This window comes from Edaphobacter bradus (genome assembly GCF_025685645.1).
Lineage (GTDB): Bacteria > Acidobacteriota > Terriglobia > Terriglobales > Acidobacteriaceae > Edaphobacter > Edaphobacter bradus.
On the sequence record NZ_JAGSYF010000002.1, the window covers coordinates 1,167,067 to 1,182,295 of the forward strand.

The 15,229-nt window shown below is 61.2% G+C and carries 14 protein-coding genes; 8 read left to right on the forward strand and 6 right to left on the reverse strand.

What is annotated here, in order from left to right; translation table 11 throughout:
- Positions 1 to 29 precede the first annotated feature (29 nt).
- Positions 30 to 1,232 (reverse strand): PP2C family protein-serine/threonine phosphatase, encoded by a 1,203-nt coding sequence (locus OHL16_RS11060; protein ID WP_263367181.1) that lies wholly within the window; start codon positions 1,230 to 1,232, stop codon positions 30 to 32.
- A 143-nt stretch (positions 1,233 to 1,375) separates the two neighbouring features.
- A complete protein-coding gene (locus OHL16_RS11065; protein ID WP_263367182.1) occupies positions 1,376 to 2,698 on the reverse strand; it encodes a glucoamylase family protein in 1,323 nt (440 codons plus the stop codon).
- A 176-nt stretch (positions 2,699 to 2,874) separates the two neighbouring features.
- On the opposite strand from OHL16_RS11065, the gene OHL16_RS11070 reads away from it, so the two are divergent.
- From OHL16_RS11070 to OHL16_RS11080, 3 genes are all read left to right on the forward strand, one after another.
- Complete coding sequence (locus tag OHL16_RS11070; RefSeq protein WP_263367183.1) at positions 2,875 to 3,504, forward strand: YdeI/OmpD-associated family protein; 630 nt, start codon at positions 2,875 to 2,877, stop codon at positions 3,502 to 3,504.
- A gap of 36 nt (positions 3,505 to 3,540) precedes the next feature.
- On the forward strand, positions 3,541 to 4,659 hold the full coding sequence (locus tag OHL16_RS11075; protein ID WP_263367184.1) for a glycoside hydrolase family 130 protein: 1,119 nt from the start codon (positions 3,541 to 3,543) through the stop codon (positions 4,657 to 4,659).
- 65 nt (positions 4,660 to 4,724) lie between these two features.
- On the forward strand, positions 4,725 to 5,186 hold the full coding sequence (locus OHL16_RS11080) for an NUDIX domain-containing protein (RefSeq protein WP_263367185.1): 462 nt from the start codon (positions 4,725 to 4,727) through the stop codon (positions 5,184 to 5,186).
- Positions 5,187 to 5,258: 72 nt separating this feature from the next.
- On the opposite strand, the gene OHL16_RS11085 is transcribed toward OHL16_RS11080, so the two are convergent.
- Positions 5,259 to 5,585 carry a GYD domain-containing protein gene (locus tag OHL16_RS11085; RefSeq protein WP_263367186.1) on the reverse strand — a complete coding sequence of 109 codons (327 nt, stop codon included), beginning with the start codon at positions 5,583 to 5,585 and terminating at the stop codon, positions 5,259 to 5,261.
- A 470-nt stretch (positions 5,586 to 6,055) separates the two neighbouring features.
- On the opposite strand from OHL16_RS11085, the gene OHL16_RS11090 reads away from it, so the two are divergent.
- Both OHL16_RS11090 and OHL16_RS11095 read left to right on the forward strand, forming a co-directional pair.
- Positions 6,056 to 7,177 carry an A/G-specific adenine glycosylase gene (locus OHL16_RS11090; protein ID WP_263367187.1) on the forward strand — a complete coding sequence of 374 codons (1,122 nt, stop codon included), beginning with the start codon at positions 6,056 to 6,058 and terminating at the stop codon, positions 7,175 to 7,177.
- Between the two features lie 70 nt (positions 7,178 to 7,247).
- A complete protein-coding gene (locus OHL16_RS11095) occupies positions 7,248 to 8,951 on the forward strand; it encodes a M28 family peptidase (RefSeq protein WP_263367188.1) in 1,704 nt (567 codons plus the stop codon).
- Between the two features lie 2 nt (positions 8,952 to 8,953).
- Here the strand turns inward: OHL16_RS11095 and OHL16_RS11100 are convergent, their stop codons facing one another.
- Positions 8,954 to 11,203, reverse strand: coding sequence for a GH92 family glycosyl hydrolase (locus tag OHL16_RS11100; protein ID WP_263367189.1), 2,250 nt, complete (start codon positions 11,201 to 11,203; stop codon positions 8,954 to 8,956).
- A 133-nt stretch (positions 11,204 to 11,336) separates the two neighbouring features.
- Here OHL16_RS11100 and OHL16_RS11105 point away from each other — a divergent pair, with 133 nt between their 5' ends.
- Positions 11,337 to 12,029: a hypothetical protein gene (locus OHL16_RS11105; RefSeq protein WP_263367190.1), complete on the forward strand. Its 693-nt coding sequence runs from the start codon at positions 11,337 to 11,339 to the stop codon at positions 12,027 to 12,029.
- Positions 12,030 to 12,327: 298 nt separating this feature from the next.
- Positions 12,328 to 12,747, forward strand: coding sequence for an OsmC family protein (locus tag OHL16_RS11110; RefSeq protein ID WP_263367191.1), 420 nt, complete (start codon positions 12,328 to 12,330; stop codon positions 12,745 to 12,747).
- Positions 12,748 to 12,870: 123 nt separating this feature from the next.
- Here the strand turns inward: OHL16_RS11110 and OHL16_RS11115 are convergent, their stop codons facing one another.
- Together OHL16_RS11115 and OHL16_RS11120 are read right to left on the reverse strand one after the other, a co-directional pair.
- The gene (locus OHL16_RS11115; RefSeq protein ID WP_263367192.1) at positions 12,871 to 13,797 is read right to left on the reverse strand and encodes a cation diffusion facilitator family transporter; all 927 of its coding nucleotides are present in this window, start codon (positions 13,795 to 13,797) and stop codon (positions 12,871 to 12,873) included.
- A 62-nt stretch (positions 13,798 to 13,859) separates the two neighbouring features.
- The gene (locus tag OHL16_RS11120) at positions 13,860 to 14,381 is read right to left on the reverse strand and encodes a DUF3592 domain-containing protein (protein ID WP_263367193.1); all 522 of its coding nucleotides are present in this window, start codon (positions 14,379 to 14,381) and stop codon (positions 13,860 to 13,862) included.
- Positions 14,382 to 14,527: 146 nt separating this feature from the next.
- On the opposite strand from OHL16_RS11120, the gene hslV reads away from it, so the two are divergent.
- The gene (hslV, locus tag OHL16_RS11125) at positions 14,528 to 15,160 is read left to right on the forward strand and encodes an ATP-dependent protease subunit HslV (RefSeq protein WP_449506060.1); all 633 of its coding nucleotides are present in this window, start codon (positions 14,528 to 14,530) and stop codon (positions 15,158 to 15,160) included.
- Positions 15,161 to 15,229: the final 69 nt, after the last annotated feature.

The following is a 15,229-nucleotide window of genomic DNA, read 5'->3' on the forward strand; positions in this document are numbered from 1 at the left end:
GGTATCCCCTTTCGGCCGACCATTCGGAATCATCTGCATTTGGCGACGATGAGGGTGATGTCGTCGCGTTGGCTATTCGGGCAGAACCGCTGGACCTCGGTGGCGACGGAGGCCAGCAGTTCTGCCGCTGGCTGGTCACGATATCGCCGCAGCGCTTCGATGAGGCGGTTTTCGCCGAACTCTTCTTCTGCATCGTTGCATGCTTCTGTCACACCATCGGTGTAGAGGACGAGAATATCTCCCGAAGACAGTTGGGATTCACTGAACAAACACTCCCATTGAGGGAAGAGCCCCAGGACCGTGGATGTGGAATGAAGCCGTTCCACTGTGCCGTCGCGCCTGAGGACAAGAGCCGGGAGATGCCCACAGTTTACGTAACGCAGGCGCCGAAGGTTGTCATCGTATTCGGCGAAGATGAGCGTCGCGTAGGCGCTGTCGATTGTGTTCTCGTAAAAGAGACGGTTCACAGACTGCAACACGCATTGCGGGTCATCCAAAGCGATCGCCGATTGACTGCGGATATTCGCCTGCAGGTTGGCCATCAGGAGAGCGGCGGCGATTCCTTTCCCTGCGATATCGCCGATCACCAGCCCCAGCCGTCCTCGGCCTAAGACCATGAAATCGTAGTAATCGCCACCGACCGCGTGAGCCTGGATACAGACACCCGCGTAGTCGAGTGTCCTGAGGGCAGGGAGCATTTGAGGAAAGAGTCTTGCCTGGACCTGCTTTGCGATTTCCAGTTCCTGGGCAGCGCGGCGTTCCGCTTCAAACTTCTCGGTCACCGCACGGCGTTGCGCTTCAACTTGCCGCGTCAAATAATCGAAACCAGCCAGTGCAAAACCGTTCCCATCCGGATCCTTGAATACGGTGAAGATGCCGCCCCAACTGGGCACCTTCGGCGGATGTAGAAAGCGGACTCCCCGTTCAGACCATTCTTGGAATTTGGCAGCGACGTCTTCAGTAAGGAAAGCGACATGCCTGGCACGGCCTATAAGGTTGTATTCTTCCTCGCCGGGCAAAGGGGCGACGATTGCAAGAACCGCGTCGCCGTCCGGAGGTGCAACGGCCACCCATCGAAATCCAGGTTCAATCTCAACATCATAGGCAACACGGAATCCGAGCTGGTCAACGTAAAACCGGAGACTCAGGTCCTGATTGCGAACGTAGACCGTCGCGCTTTGAAGACGCAGATAAGGACTCTCTCGATTGAGGCGAACGATGGGGCCATCCATGCGATCGGGAGGGCGAGAGCTTGCCATCGGGCGATTATAAGGCGAGCAAGTCAGCAAGTCAGCGAGCCGGCAAGTCAGCGAGTTGCGGGTGGAATTCGACTGCTCGCAATGGCGAGGCCCGCGACCGCGTGAGTAGGCATGGGCTAGATTTTTTCGATGCCTGCAAGCTGCATGGCTCTTTGCGGCTCGGGATTGGCCATGAACCAGCTCCAGACACTACTGTGCCGCAGGTTCTCTGCGCTGAGCAGCGTCATTCCGGCGTCCAGGCCAAGCGTGTCGGAAGCGACCCAACCCGTGCCGGGATTGAAGGCGTCGGCGAGGCCGTACTTGCCCCAGATCTTGTCTCCGTACTTGTCCTTCATAGCGTGCATGGCCGGTATGCATATGTCGGGCGTGAGCATCAGCGAACCACCCGGCGCGCATGGGACCACACTGCCATCAATGGTGGACTGTCGCGGAGGCCCACCCCACGCCCTGTATCCGGTGGGGCTGGACGAACTGGTGATCCCCCAGATGTTTTGGGTGTATCCAGGAAACTCCTTTGCCAGATCGGTGTAACACCACTCGCGATGCGCGCGGGTTGCGGTCTGACAGTTCGCAAACCAGTCCATTTTGGTTCCGCGGTTCTCGCGGCGGCTGCGGAAGTCGAACCATGAGAAAGGGTATTGATAAGTCCAGAGGAGTGATTTGCCGATGTAGTGGTACTGGCCGTAGCTGTTCGGTTCGCGCCCCCATGCGTACCACGCATCCGGAGGCAGCGGGTGTGTGGGCGAACCGATTCCGAGCAGGTACATGGCCGCGAGCTGGCTGTACTTCTCGTAGCGAAACTTGATGAAGCCTTCAGGACGCCAGCCGTGGGAGAGCAGCTTGCCATCTCCGTTCGTCATCCAGGGAAAGTCATAACGGCTGTACAACAAGGCCGCGAGATCGTTGATTTCGTGGTCTTCGTGAAAGTACTGGCGGCAGGTGAGCGAGCCGGCAAGCAGCCAGATGGAATCGCTGGTCGACATCTCAACGTCTCGCCAGCGCTGGCCGGTGTGTACATCGATGAAGTGATAAAACCACCCATGCTCGGCTACGACCTTGCCGTTTGTATAGCTGCGCAGGGCCCTGCGGACGCGATCCTTTGCCTGCTCGCGCGAGATCCACTTGCGTTCCGCCCCGATACACATAGCGGTAAGGCAGAAGCCGGTGACACCTGTGCTGCCGCGGCTTTGGTCGCCTTTGCGCGCGTTGTCGGCGGGGTCGCCGTGGATGAGATCCATGCAGATTCCGGTCTCCGGATCGCTTGCATCCCAGAAGTAGCGAAAGCATCGCTCGGCAAGATCGTCGAGGAGGGCATCGTCGTCATGCCGCTTTGCGAAGGCTAGTCCGGAGGCCTTACGGGATACGAGCGCGATTCCGGCGCCGCATCCCAGCGATACAAACGAACGGCGCGAGATGGAGTTGTCTGTTCTGGTCTTCATGGAGATCTCCTGACCCCCGCCACTTCTGTTGGTTCCCTGGCTCTCGTGGTTTCGATAAGCGGCGAAATGCAGGCGGGCGGCAAAGTATTCGCTGACATGTTCAACCTTCGGCGCAGGCTTTGGCCACTGGCTTTGAACAGATGGCTTCCAGGGCACTGTTATAGACTGTTCGCGTCATGAAAACTGCCGCTCCTGCCATGCATCCGAAGGTTGACGCTTATATCGAGAAGGCCGCGCCCTTCGCGCAGCCCATCCTGAATCACCTGCGCGAGCTGTTCCACAAGGCATGCCCTGAGGCCGAGGAGGCGATGAAGTGGAGCATGCCCTTCTTCGTCTACCACGGACAGAACCTTGGCAACATGGCGGCGTTCAAACAGCACTGCAGCTTCGGGTTGCACGGGGCGGACATCGCCGCGGTGCTGAAGAAGGATGGCTTGAAGGCGGAGGACGGGATGGGCTCGCTGGGCAGGCTCACCAGCCTCAAAGACCTTCCCTCGGACAAGGCGATGCTGGGCTACATCCGCCAGGCTGCGGCATTCGTCGACGGCGGCAGCAGGACGATGGTGCGCACAAAACCGGCGACACCGAAGGCCGCGCCCGAAGTTTCCGCCGAACTCGCCGCAGCTCTCAAGAAGAACAAGACCGCAGCAAAGGTCTTCGCGGAGTTCAGCCCTAGTGCTCAGCGCGAGTACGTGGAGTGGATCACCGAGGCGAAGCGCGCCGAGACGAAGGAGAAGCGCGTGGCGCAGGCGGTCGAGTGGATCGCCGAGGGCAAGCAGCGCAACTGGAAGTATCAGAACTGCTGACGGGGCGCGGGCGCTGTGATCTTCCGGACACTGATTATGGATAAGAAGAGACGAGAGAGATGGCTGTCGGCGGCTTTTTTGACCTGCGCTCTGGCGGTGCATGCTCAGAACGCAGAAGAGAGATGGGAGATTGGTCCGTTCACCCGGCCGGCGAACGGGAATCCAGTGATTACGCCGCGGCCGGAGTCGACGTTCGTCGATCCGATGCTGAAGACGGCGGTGAAGTGGGAGGCGTTGCACACGTTCAATCCGGCAGCGGTGGTTAGGGACGGCAAGGTGTATGTTCTGTATCGCGCGGAGGATGCGTCGGGTTCGATGTCGATTGGCGGCCATACGTCGCGGCTGGGGCTGGCGGAGAGTGCGGACGGAGTGCACTTTACGCGGCGCGCCGATCCGGTGTTCTATCCGGCGCCGGATACACAGCAGGCGAGAGAGTGGCCGGGCGGGGTGGAGGATCCGCGCATCGTCGAGGCAGAGGATGGTACCTATGTGCTGACCTACACGCAGTGGAACGGGAAGACCTACAGCGTGGGGATTGCGACCTCAAAGGATCTTACGCACTGGACGAAGCATGGACCTGCTTTTGCCAAAGCTGCGAATGGAAAGTATGAAGACTTGAAATATAAGTCGGCGGGGATCGTGACGCAGCTTGCGGGAGGGCGGCTGATCGCCGCGCGAGTGGGCGGAAGGTACTGGATGTACTGGGGTGAGGGGGCGATCCATCTGGCTACATCGAGCGACCTGATTGACTGGACTCCGGTGGAGGATGCGAAGGGCGCGCCGGTTGAGGTGCTGCGTCCACGTGCGGGGCACTTCGACAGCTCGTTTCCGGAGGTCGGGCCACCGCCGATTTTGACGAAGGCGGGAATTGTTGTTGTTTATAACGGCAAGAACGCCTCGGTGGATGGCGACGCGGGGATTGGGGCTAACGCTTATGCCGCGGGCGAGGCGTTATTCAGCGGGAGCGATCCGGCGAAGTTGCTGGCCCAGACGGACGAACCGGTGCTGAAGCCGATGATGCCGTATGAGAAAACGGGCCAGTATGCGGCGGGGACGACCTTTGCCGAAGGGCTTGTGTTCTTCGAGAAGAGATGGTTCCTGTACTACGGATGCGCGGACTCGCTGGTTGCTGTAGTGATCGTGGCGGCTGAGTGAACGATCAGAACTGCTGAGGGTGGCCGGAGCGTGGTGAAGATCATTCGTGCCAAGGCTGAGCGCGCATGCCAAAGCTGAGCGCGGGATTGTTGATGTATCGGTGGCGGGATCGCGAGATGGAGGTCTTTCTTGTGCATCCGGGCGGGCCGTTCTGGGCGAAGAAGGATCTTGGGGCATGGTCCATTCCAAAGGGCGAATATGCGGAGGGTGATGAGCCGTTTGAGGCCGCAAAGCGCGAGTTCGAGGAGGAGACCGGATTTGTGGCGCAGGGGGATTTTCTTGAGCTGGGTGCGGTGAAGCAGGCAGGCGGGAAGGTTGTCTCGGCGTGGGCGTTTGAGGGTCAGTGTGATCCGGGCGAGTTGAAGAGCAACGTGTTCGAGATGGAGTGGCCTCCGCGGTCGGGACGTCTGGTGGAGTTTCCGGAGGTGGATCGTGGCGAGTGGTTTTCAATTGCTGAGGCGCGAGAGCGGATTCTGAAGGGCCAGTTGCCTCTGGTGGATTCGCTCGTGCGAAGTGTGAATGCGTGATGTGATGCCTTCGCGTGGCTCCACAGTTACGAGGAGGAGCCACGTGATCGCTGGCTGTAGGTGTGTGTGGCTCTATGCGGCGGGCGGTTTATAGCCGAGAGTTGCAGCGGCTTTCATCGCTTCGATCCCTTCCTCGACGGAGAGCAACGGTGTCGTCTTGACGCTCTTGCAGGCGCCGCCGGCACTGACGGCAATGGAAAATGCTGCTGCTGAGACGTTATCGGGCAGGTGCGTGATGAGGGCAGTGTCGTACTCTCCGAACGACAACCAGCCGCCGACTACTTTTCCGCCTAGCTTCTTCACGGCCTTGGAGACGACTGCGACGCGGTCTTGCGGGTTATTGACCAAGGCAGCCATAGTCTCGGAGGTATATGCGACTTGCACTAAATATTGAGGCATGGATTTTCCTTTCGCTTGGGTTAGACATTTAATGCGCGGGAATCGCTGGCCCTGGGGAGTGGGCTTGAAGTATCGGCCTGTTATGCACGGAAATCAAGGGGCTTACGGCGACTATTTTCAGGATTGGATTTGCTGGTCTGGCCTGCAGTCGAAGTATGTGGCGTCGCTGCGCCTGGGCACCCGGCGTCTGGCACTTGCTTTAACTGGGTAAAGGGAGGAACAATGTCGGCAATCCGAAGTTGTTTTTTGGACAGGGTGGCGAGAGCACAGGTTATGCAGAAAACCGCAGGCCTGATTGATACTCTCCCACCCTTCTACTATGTGCGCGATTATGCGGGTGCGAGTCCGGCCAGCGTGAGGAAGTCTCGCCGCAGCAACCGGTGTCGTCGCGACCTCATGCCTCGATAGTGTAGCCTTGGCTTTCACGCTATATTTTCGACCGAATGCACGCACCCGCCCGATCTGCCGCCGTGGAGAAACTCGAAGGATGGGCCTCCCCGCAGCCTGCGACCGAACTGGAACCCGCTCTCTTTCGGCGCAAGCTCATGAGCTGGTATCGCAGCCATGCGCGCGCGCTGCCGTGGCGCGGCACCAGCGATCCGTATCGCATCTGGGTTTCCGAGGTGATGCTGCAGCAGACGCGCGTCGCCGCGGTGATCGAGCATTATGAGGGTTTTCTTCGTCGGTTTCCGACGATTCTGGCTCTCGCGCTCGCGGGCGAGCACGATGTTCTCGCCGCGTGGTCCGGGCTCGGCTATTACCGCCGCGCGCGGCTGCTCCACAAGGCCGCGCAGTTCATCGTGAAGGAGCGTAGAGGCGTGCTGCCACGCACCGCCGCTGAGCTGCGCACGCTGCCCGGCATCGGTGAGTACACCTGCGCCGCCATCGCGAGCATCGCCTTCGGTGAGAGCGTCGCTGTCGTCGATGGCAACGTGGAGCGCGTTCTGCTTCGTCTCACCGGCCGCGCCGCCAGCGGAACCGCTGCCAGCCGCTCCTTCCTGCAGCAGCAGGCTGGCGCCCTGGTTCCGCGGCGCCGTCTCGACGGCAGGGGCAACGCCGCCGGTGATCACAACCAGGCCATGATGGAGCTTGGCGCGACGATCTGCCTGCCTCGCGCGCCGCTGTGCCTCCATTGCCCTGTCTTCGCTATGTGCAGGACGCGCGGCGAGCACATCGCCACTCCGCGCACTGTGCAGCGCAGCCGTCCCGCGGCGTATCTGCTGAGCCTGCGCAAGCGAGGCACCGTCACCGAGGTGCTGCTCGAGAAGCGCGCGGAGGACCTCTCGCTGATGCCCGGCATGTACGAGTTGCCGCCGCTCTCGCAGGACGCGGTGGAGAGCCGCGAGCCCATCCTGCGGCTGCGCCATGCGATCACGAACACGAACTACTATGTGCAGATCTACGCTCCACGTGGCCCTCGCGACCGTGCGCTGCGCCGTGCCGTTCCCGCCGCAAGAGAAGACCTGCGCTGGGTCCGCACCGGCAGGCTCAGCTCGCTGCCGCTGACCGGACTCGCCCGCAAGGTGCTGCGGCGGCTCGACGTCATGGACGTCAGCCCCGTTCGTATGCCTGAGCCGGAAGAGATCGAGTAGCTTTCCCGCGAGTAGACTGTCCGGGTAGGATTTTGGACGGAGCAGATTTGTCATTTCAAGGAGATTCCACGTGAGTAAGATTCACTTCGCCGCTGCCGTCACCCTCTCACTCCTCTCGTTCGCTCCCGGGCTTGTGGCGCAGTCGATTCCGCCTGCTGTGAAGGCCGCCGAAGCGTCGATCGACGGAGAGAAGATTCGCGCACACGTGAAGTTTCTCTCCGACGATCTGCTGGAGGGCCGCGGCCCGGGGCTGCGCGGCAGCGAACTCGCGGCCAAGTACATCGCGACGCAGTTCGCGCTCGATGGCTTGAAGCCGGGCGGCGACAACGGGACGTATCTGCAGCAGGTGAAGTTCGTCGGAATGAAGGTCATCGCCGACAAGACGCACTTCTCGCTCGTTCCGAAGAAGCCTGAGGGTGGGGTGTCGATTGAGCTGTACTCCTACGATCTGAAGTACGGCGACGACTACACGGTGAGCAACCGCACGCTGACTCCGACCGTGGATATCGATGCGCCGATTGTGTTCGTTGGCTATGGGGTCACTGCCCCTGAGTTCAACTGGGATGACTATGCTGGTGTCGATGTGAAGGGCAAGGTGATTCTGTGCATCGTGGGCGATCCTCCGTCAGATGATCCGAAGTTCTTCGGTGGCAAGGCGCTGACGTACTACGGGCGGTGGACGTACAAGTTCGAGCAGGCCGCTCGCAAGGGCGCAGTGGGCGCGCTGATTATTCATCGCACCGATCTTGCGAGCTATGGCTGGGACGTGGTGAAGAACTCGAACACGAGCGAGAAGACATATCTGCGCGATGACAAGGATCCGCAGCTCGAGGCGGCGAGCTGGATTCAGCTTGAGGTGGCGCGGCAGTTGTTCAAGGCGGCGCACATGGACCTCGATACGGAGATGGCAGCGGCGGGGAAGAAGGGCTTCAAGGCAGTGGAGTTGCCTGTGCGGTTGCAGGCGCATGTGGAGAGCACCGTGCGTCCCTTTGAGTCGCCCAACGTCGTCGGCATTCTTCCGGGCGCGAATATTGCGGAACACAAGCCCGATCAGGCGGTGATGTACACGGCGCACTTCGATCATCTCGGCTTTGAGCCGGGGATGGCTGGCCACAACATCTACAACGGCGCGGCGGACAACGCCACCGGGTGCGGCATGGTGGTGGAGATGGCGCGGGCTTGGTCTCAATTGGGGGCGACATCGGGAATCAAGCCGCCGCACTCGGTCATCTTTGCGGCGGTGACGGCGGAGGAGCAGGGTCTGCTCGGATCGGAGTACCTCGGCCAGAATCCTCCCCTCCCTGCGAGCCAGATCGCGCTCGACATCAACTACGACATGCTTCTTCCGCTCGGGATTCCGCAGCAGGTAAACGTGAACGGAGCGCAGCGCACGGACTTTTACCCCGCAGTGGAGGCTACGGCGAAGCGATTTGAACTGGGGATCGTTCCCGACGCGCATCCCGAGGCGGGCAGCTACTACCGCTCAGACCACTTCAGCCTGTCGCGTGTCGGGATTCCGGCGTTCTCGATCGAAGAGGGCGAGCTGTTTGAGGGGCACGATCTTACGTGGGGCGCGAAGAAGTTCAATGACTTCGTCGAGCACGACTACCACAACTTCAGCGACAACTATCACGAGGACTGGGACTTCCGGGGCAATGCGAAGCTCGACCGCTTCGGCATGGAGCTGGGCTGGGAGGCTATCTCCGCGCCGCACGGCATTCGGTGGAACGCGGGCGACGAGTTCGAGGCCGCGCGCAAGGCGTCGGAGAAGTAGCGTCAGCGGGCGCCGGCTGACGCTATTGGTTTCGGATGCCACTCGCTTGCCCACTTCGAGGGCGCGGGGCCCATCGTGAACTCCAGCGTTGCGCCCTGCATGATCTGCTCGTAGCGAATTACTGGTTTTGCGAGCGGCTTGCCGTTGAGCCTCGCGGACTGGATGTACATGTTCGCTGCGCTGTTGTTCTTTGCGACGACTGTGAATAGCTTGCCGTTCGCCAGCCGCATCGACATGCGACTGAAGAGCGGGCTGCCGATCATGTACTCGCCTGAGGCGGGATTGACCGGATAGAAGCCGAAGGCCGTGAAGAGGTACCACGCGGACATCTGGCCGCAATCGTCGTCGCCGTCGATGCCCGAAGGGAGGTTGACGTACTCGGCGTTGGCGATCTCGCGGACCTTCGCCTGAGTCTTCCAGGGCTGGCCGCTGAAGTCGTAGAGGTAGCCGTAATGGTGGCTGGGCTCGTTGCTGTGCACGTTGTGGTGGCCGGCGAAGTGCTCGTCGAGCTTGGCGTTGTAGTTGTCGCGGCCGCCCATGAGATCCAGGACTCCGGGGATATCGTGCAGCGGCGACCATGTATAAACCCAGGTGTTGCCTTCGGTCCACCCTGAGGCGGAGCGGTTGGTGTCGGAGTCGCGGTCTCCGCCGAGGGGCGCCCATGCTCCGGTGGATGTCTTGCCCTGCATCATTCCGATGGCTGGGTTGAAGAGGCTTTTGTAGTTGAGCGATCGATTGAGGAAGAACTCGTAGTCCCTCTGTTTGCCCAGGGCCTTTGCTACCTGAGCGACACACCAGTCGTCGTAGCTGTCTTCGATGGTGCGTGAGGCGGCTTCGTCGGTCTTGTCGGTGGGGATATAGCCGAGCTGCTTGTAGTATGTGAGGCCACCGCGCGCTTCGTAGGGCGTGTGGGGCTCGCGGTCGGCCCAGCGGCGCGTGGTGTCGCCGTCGGGAGGAGTCATCGCGTCCTTATAGACGGCGTCCCATGCGGTCGAGTAGTCGAAGCCTTTGAAGCCCTTCGTCATCGCCTCGGCGACGAGCGAATCGGCGTGCGTACCGATCATGATGTTGGTGTAGGAGGGGTTGGGCCACTTGGGCATCCAGCCGCCCTCTTTGTAGTTCTGCAGCAGCGCCTGCACCATGCCGGGGATGCGCTCGGGGGCCGTGAGGGTGAGGAGGGAGTTCTCGGCGCGGAAGGTGTCCCAGATGGAGTAGGCAGTGTAGGACTCGCCTTCGTGAACCTGATCGTCGAAGGCGCTGTAGTAGCGGCCGTACTCGGAGAAGATGCGCGGGTAGAGCAGCGCGTGGTAGAGCGCGGTGTAGACGATGCGGCGCTGGTCTTCGCTCGCTCCTTCGAGGCTGACGCGGCTGAGCTTCTCGTTCCAGGTGGCGCGCAGCTTTTTCTGCACGGCGTCGAAGTCCCACGCGGGGATCTCGCGGCGCAGGTTCTCGCGGGCCTGCTCGATGCTGAGGAAGGAGGTTCCGATGCGGACCTCGACGACTCCGCCGCCCGGAAACTCGGCGTAGGCCCCGCGTGCGCCATCGGATTCCAGGCCGTAGGCTTTTGCGTTGCTGAAGGCTGTGTGGAACTGGACGACGAAGTAGCCCTTGAAGTTGGGAAGAGTGAAGGGGCCGAGGTCGCGGTCGATGCGGTCGGGGTTGTAGCCGGTGATCTCATGGGCTGCGGTGTCCACCCTCGCGCTGCCTTCGACTCCGGGGCGTGATGCCTCCACGAGAACGCGAGCGGCTTCCCCGGCTGGAAAGGTGAAGCGGAGATAGGCGCAGCGCTCGGTGGCGGTCATCTCGGTGCGGATGCGCTTGCCGTTCCTGGCGTCCATGGACACGGAGTAGTAGTCGGGCCGCGTGATCTCGTCGGCGTGGGTGAAGGCGAGTTTGCGGTCGTCGGGTGTGGTCTTGAGCGCGCCGATCTCGGGCATCAGGGTGACGTAGCCGTAGTCGCCCATCCAGATTGCGGGCTGGTGCGTGCCCATGAAGCCGGAGATGCTGGTGTCTTCGTATTTGTAGGAGACGATGCTGAGCTTGTTCTGGCGTGTCTGCGGCGTCCAGTCTGTCATGCCGAAGGGCGGTGTGACGAAGGGCATGGTGCCGCCGTAGCCGATGGGGCCGGAGCCGGTGCCGATGTACGGGTTTACCCATTGCACGGCGTCGGGAGGGGCGGCGGAGGCCGTGAGTGTTGCCGCGAGGAGAAGTCTTGAAAATGCCTTTGCGGAAGCGATAACGCGATTTGCCATCGGAGATAACGTTAGCAGAGGTGGATGAGACTAGAACCTATCTCGTAAGTCGACTCCAGATGGTCTATTTGTCCTCAGCATACTTCCGGGCATCTTCAGGTCAATATTGCGCGTAGACTCACGAGTACCCGGTATGTTCAGGAACCTCGTTTTTCTCAGTGGGCTCATCGTTATAGGTGCTACTACTGCACCTGCTCTCGCTCAATGTGCGAACCACATCACAATGCTGCCAATCCCTGCTATGAAGGCAGCTAGCAGGCCCCGGGACTTTGTCCGGTTTAAGTATTCCCTGTCCTCCTCCGACTCACTCCTGATACGGTCACATGAAGATCCCGGGACTACAATCGGACCGTACGATCTCGGCTTTGTGATTGCACGGGACGGAAAGTGGATGCAGAGCGTCACGCTCCGGGCACTGCCGGAGTTTCGGCACGAAGATTCTGAGTTCTCGGAGAGTTTTAGGACCGTTGCCGTGACTCATGCCTGTGCGAGTGAAGGTCCAATCTACTTCGTCACGATGCAGTATACGGGCGATGTGACCAGTCCGGCCCTTGTGGTCGTGGTGGTTCCATCCGCACAGGGTTATGAGGTATCCACCCTTCCGATGTTTTCCGGCGGAATTGTCGACGTTTTCGCGGCTGACCCGCTCCACGTCAGAGTTTGGGACAACCTGCATGAAGGCATGTGTGAAGCTTGCGAAACTGCCTACCGCATCACGGAGTATGAGATTCGAGATGGCAAGCCTGTCCGGACACGGCAACACCGGACACGGCATCTCTACTCTTCAGGCCAGTTCGATGACTCGCGTGTTCGATTTGTTCCATGAAGATTTATGAGATGGGTCTAGTAGAAGTCTGCGCAACTGAGGAAGTAGCCGCATGTACGGCACACCAGTTTGCAGCGTCGGTCTTCGAGGCGCGAGGAGCAGGTGGGGCAGTAGACCTGGTGGTGCTCCGTTGTGAGCGGGCAGGTCGCGGGCTGCTGAGCCGGTGCTTCGGGATGTGTTTCGGGCGGCATCTCCGTAAGGTTATCTGAGTTTGCGAAATTTTCAACAGCTGTCCGGGCGCAGAACGCATCGAACCATGTACTGTTGCAGAAGCAAAAAAACAGACAAGGAGAGCACTATGGAACGTAGCGCAAGCGCCATCTGGCACGGCACGTTGAAAGAGGGCAAAGGCACGATCTCAACCCAGAGTGGGACGCTGTCGAATACGCAATACAGCTTCGCGGCCCGATTCGCCGAAGGCGTCGGAACCAACCCGGAGGAGCTGATCGCCGCAGCCCACGCCGGCTGCTACACCATGGCGCTGGACGCGCAACTCACTGAGGCCGGCTTCAAGCCTGACACCATCGAGACCTCAGCCGTCGTTACGCTCGATCTCCATGACGCCCCCACCATCACCAAGATTCACCTGACCAACAAGTCGAAGATTCCCGGTATCGACAAGGCGAAGTTCGACGAACTGGCCGGTAAGGCCAAGGCCGGCTGCCCTGTGTCGAAGGTGCTGAAGGCGGAGATCACGCTCGACGCGAAGCTGGTCTAAAGACTGAACCCGGGCCTCGAAAGGGCAAAGCTTCGTCAGCTAGAGACGCCGTAGGCAATGCGGCCGAGGACGTTCTCGGCCGCTTGCGCCCCTGCGTCCGTGCCCAGAAGAAGCTTCTGCAGCCTAGTGCGCGTGATCGTGGCCGTGGTGGTGGTGATGGCCATGTGCGCCGACGGCCTCCCGCGGCGGTGGAGCGCTGCATCCATCCGTCGTCTCGCAGCCTGTGATCTCGAACTGGATCGTCGTATGGGTGATGTGGAAGCGGTCGCGGAGCGCGCAGTTGATGTCGGTGAGGATGCTCGAGCACTCGGACATCGGCATCTCGGCGATGGTGACGTGGCTGGCCAGCGCGTGTGAGTTCGAGCCGAGGCTCCAGACGTGGAGGTCGTGCACGTCGAGTACGCCCGTGACCGACTGCATCGCCTCGCGCACGGCGCCTAGCTGCAGGCTGCGGGGCGTGCCTTCGAGCAGAATGTTCAGCGTCTCGCGGATGATTCCGATGGAGCTCCAGAGAATCATTGCGGCGATCAGGATGGAGAGCAGCGGGTCGATCCACGTCAGCCCGGTGAAGAGGATCGCAGCGCCGCCGGCGATCACCGCGGCGGTCGAGAGCGTGTCGCCCAGCATGTGAAGGAAGACGCTACGGATATTCACGTCGCGCGAGAACCTCCAGAGCAGCGTCGCCACGGTTCCGTTCATCAGGACGCCCGCGGCTGCGACGTACATCATCAGCTTCGGCTGCACGGCTACGGGAGCGGTCATGCGGTGAATCGCCTCAATCGCGATCCACACCGAGAGCACGACCAGGGTTGCGGCGTTGACGAAGGCCGCCAGGACGCCCGCCCGCTGGTAGCCGAAGGTCTTGCGTTCGGTCGCAGGCTGCGCCTGAAAGTAGACTGCGACGAACGACAGGGCGATCGCCGCGAGGTCGCTGAGGTTATGTCCGGCTTCGGAGATCAGGGCCAGGGAGTGCGCACGCAGGCCAAAGAAGAACGTGGCAGCGACGTAGGCCGCCGTCAATCCCATGGAAAGCTGCAGGACCCTCTGCATCCTTCTGCTCGGTGTGGCCACCATGTGCATGGCTTAAGTGTATTCTCCGCTGCAAGCGGGCTTCAATGACCGTTAGCCGCTTGTTTCTGGTGCTGTTCGATCTCGCGATGGATGCCGAGGACGGGGCGGGGAGCATCGGCGCTGAGGCGCAGGCCGCTCCACGATTCGGAGACGACGATGCTGTTGGCCGGATTGTGCGGCGCATAGCGCACCTGAATGGGAAGGTCAGTGCGGACGTCGCGCACGAGTTCCCTCAAGGCGCTGACGTCCTGCGCTGCTTCGTAGCTCACTCCGCCGATGCGGTAGTTGTAGACGATGACCTGCTGGGCGGCTGCGGGGTCTTCCTGCTTGTGGGGCGCGTCGATGATGCTGCCGTCGGTGATGCGTCCGCTCGCGGCAAGCTGCTCCCGCCGCAGATGCTCCATCTCCTCGGCGGTAGGCCGCGGACGGCGCAGCAGATACCACGTGACCCCGGCGACTGCGGCCGCTCCGGTGACAAACGCAGCCACATTCCTTGGGGAGCGCAACTGCAAAGACAGATAACCTGGAATCAACGAATCCACAGTTCCCCTGGCAGAAAGCATAGTCTAAATTGGCTACCTGCGGGATCAATGCCCCGTAAAGGGTATAGGCGGGGATACTTGCACACGGAGTCCCCGGCCCAGCCCAGAGGAGGCCCCGCTGTGCGGCTCTCCTCTTTGCGCTGCGGCCAGAGCGATATACTGGGGACGTGCCTAAAAACCCGCCTCTTCCCTTGTCTCAGGACTCCGCCCCCCTGAGCATCCCTCCGTCCAGCCTGGCCCACCCTCTCGATCTCGGCGAAGGCCGCCGTATCCGTTCCACCACCGTCATTTGCGTGCGGCGGGGCGACTCGGTCGTGATGGCGGCCGATGGGCAGGTGTCGCTGGGGGCAACGGTGATGAAGCACTCGGCGAAGAAGATCCGCCGCCTGTACCAGGACAAGGTGCTGGCCGGCTTCGCTGGCTCCACGGCCGACGCCTTCTCGCTCTTCTCGCGGTTTGAGACCAAGCTGGAGCAGTACGCCGGGAACCTGGGCCGCGCCGCCGTCGAGCTGGCCAAGGACTGGCGCACCGACAAGATGCTCCGCCAGCTGGAGGCGCTGTTGATCGTGGCCGACATCAACCAGACCCTGATGCTCTCGGGAACGGGCGACGTGATCGACCCTGATGAGGGAATATGCGCTATCGGCTCCGGCGGGAGCTACGCGCTGGCCTCTGCACGCGCCCTGATGGAAAACACAGAGCTTAGCGCGCGTGAGATTGCGGAGAAGTCCATGAAGATTGCAGGCGATATCTGCATCTATACAAATCTGAACTTCACGATTGAAGAGTTGAAGGCTTAGACGAACCGCGAGAGCGTCGCTCGCGTATCATCCTCTGACCGCGTCCAACGCTCTATTGAATACGGAGTA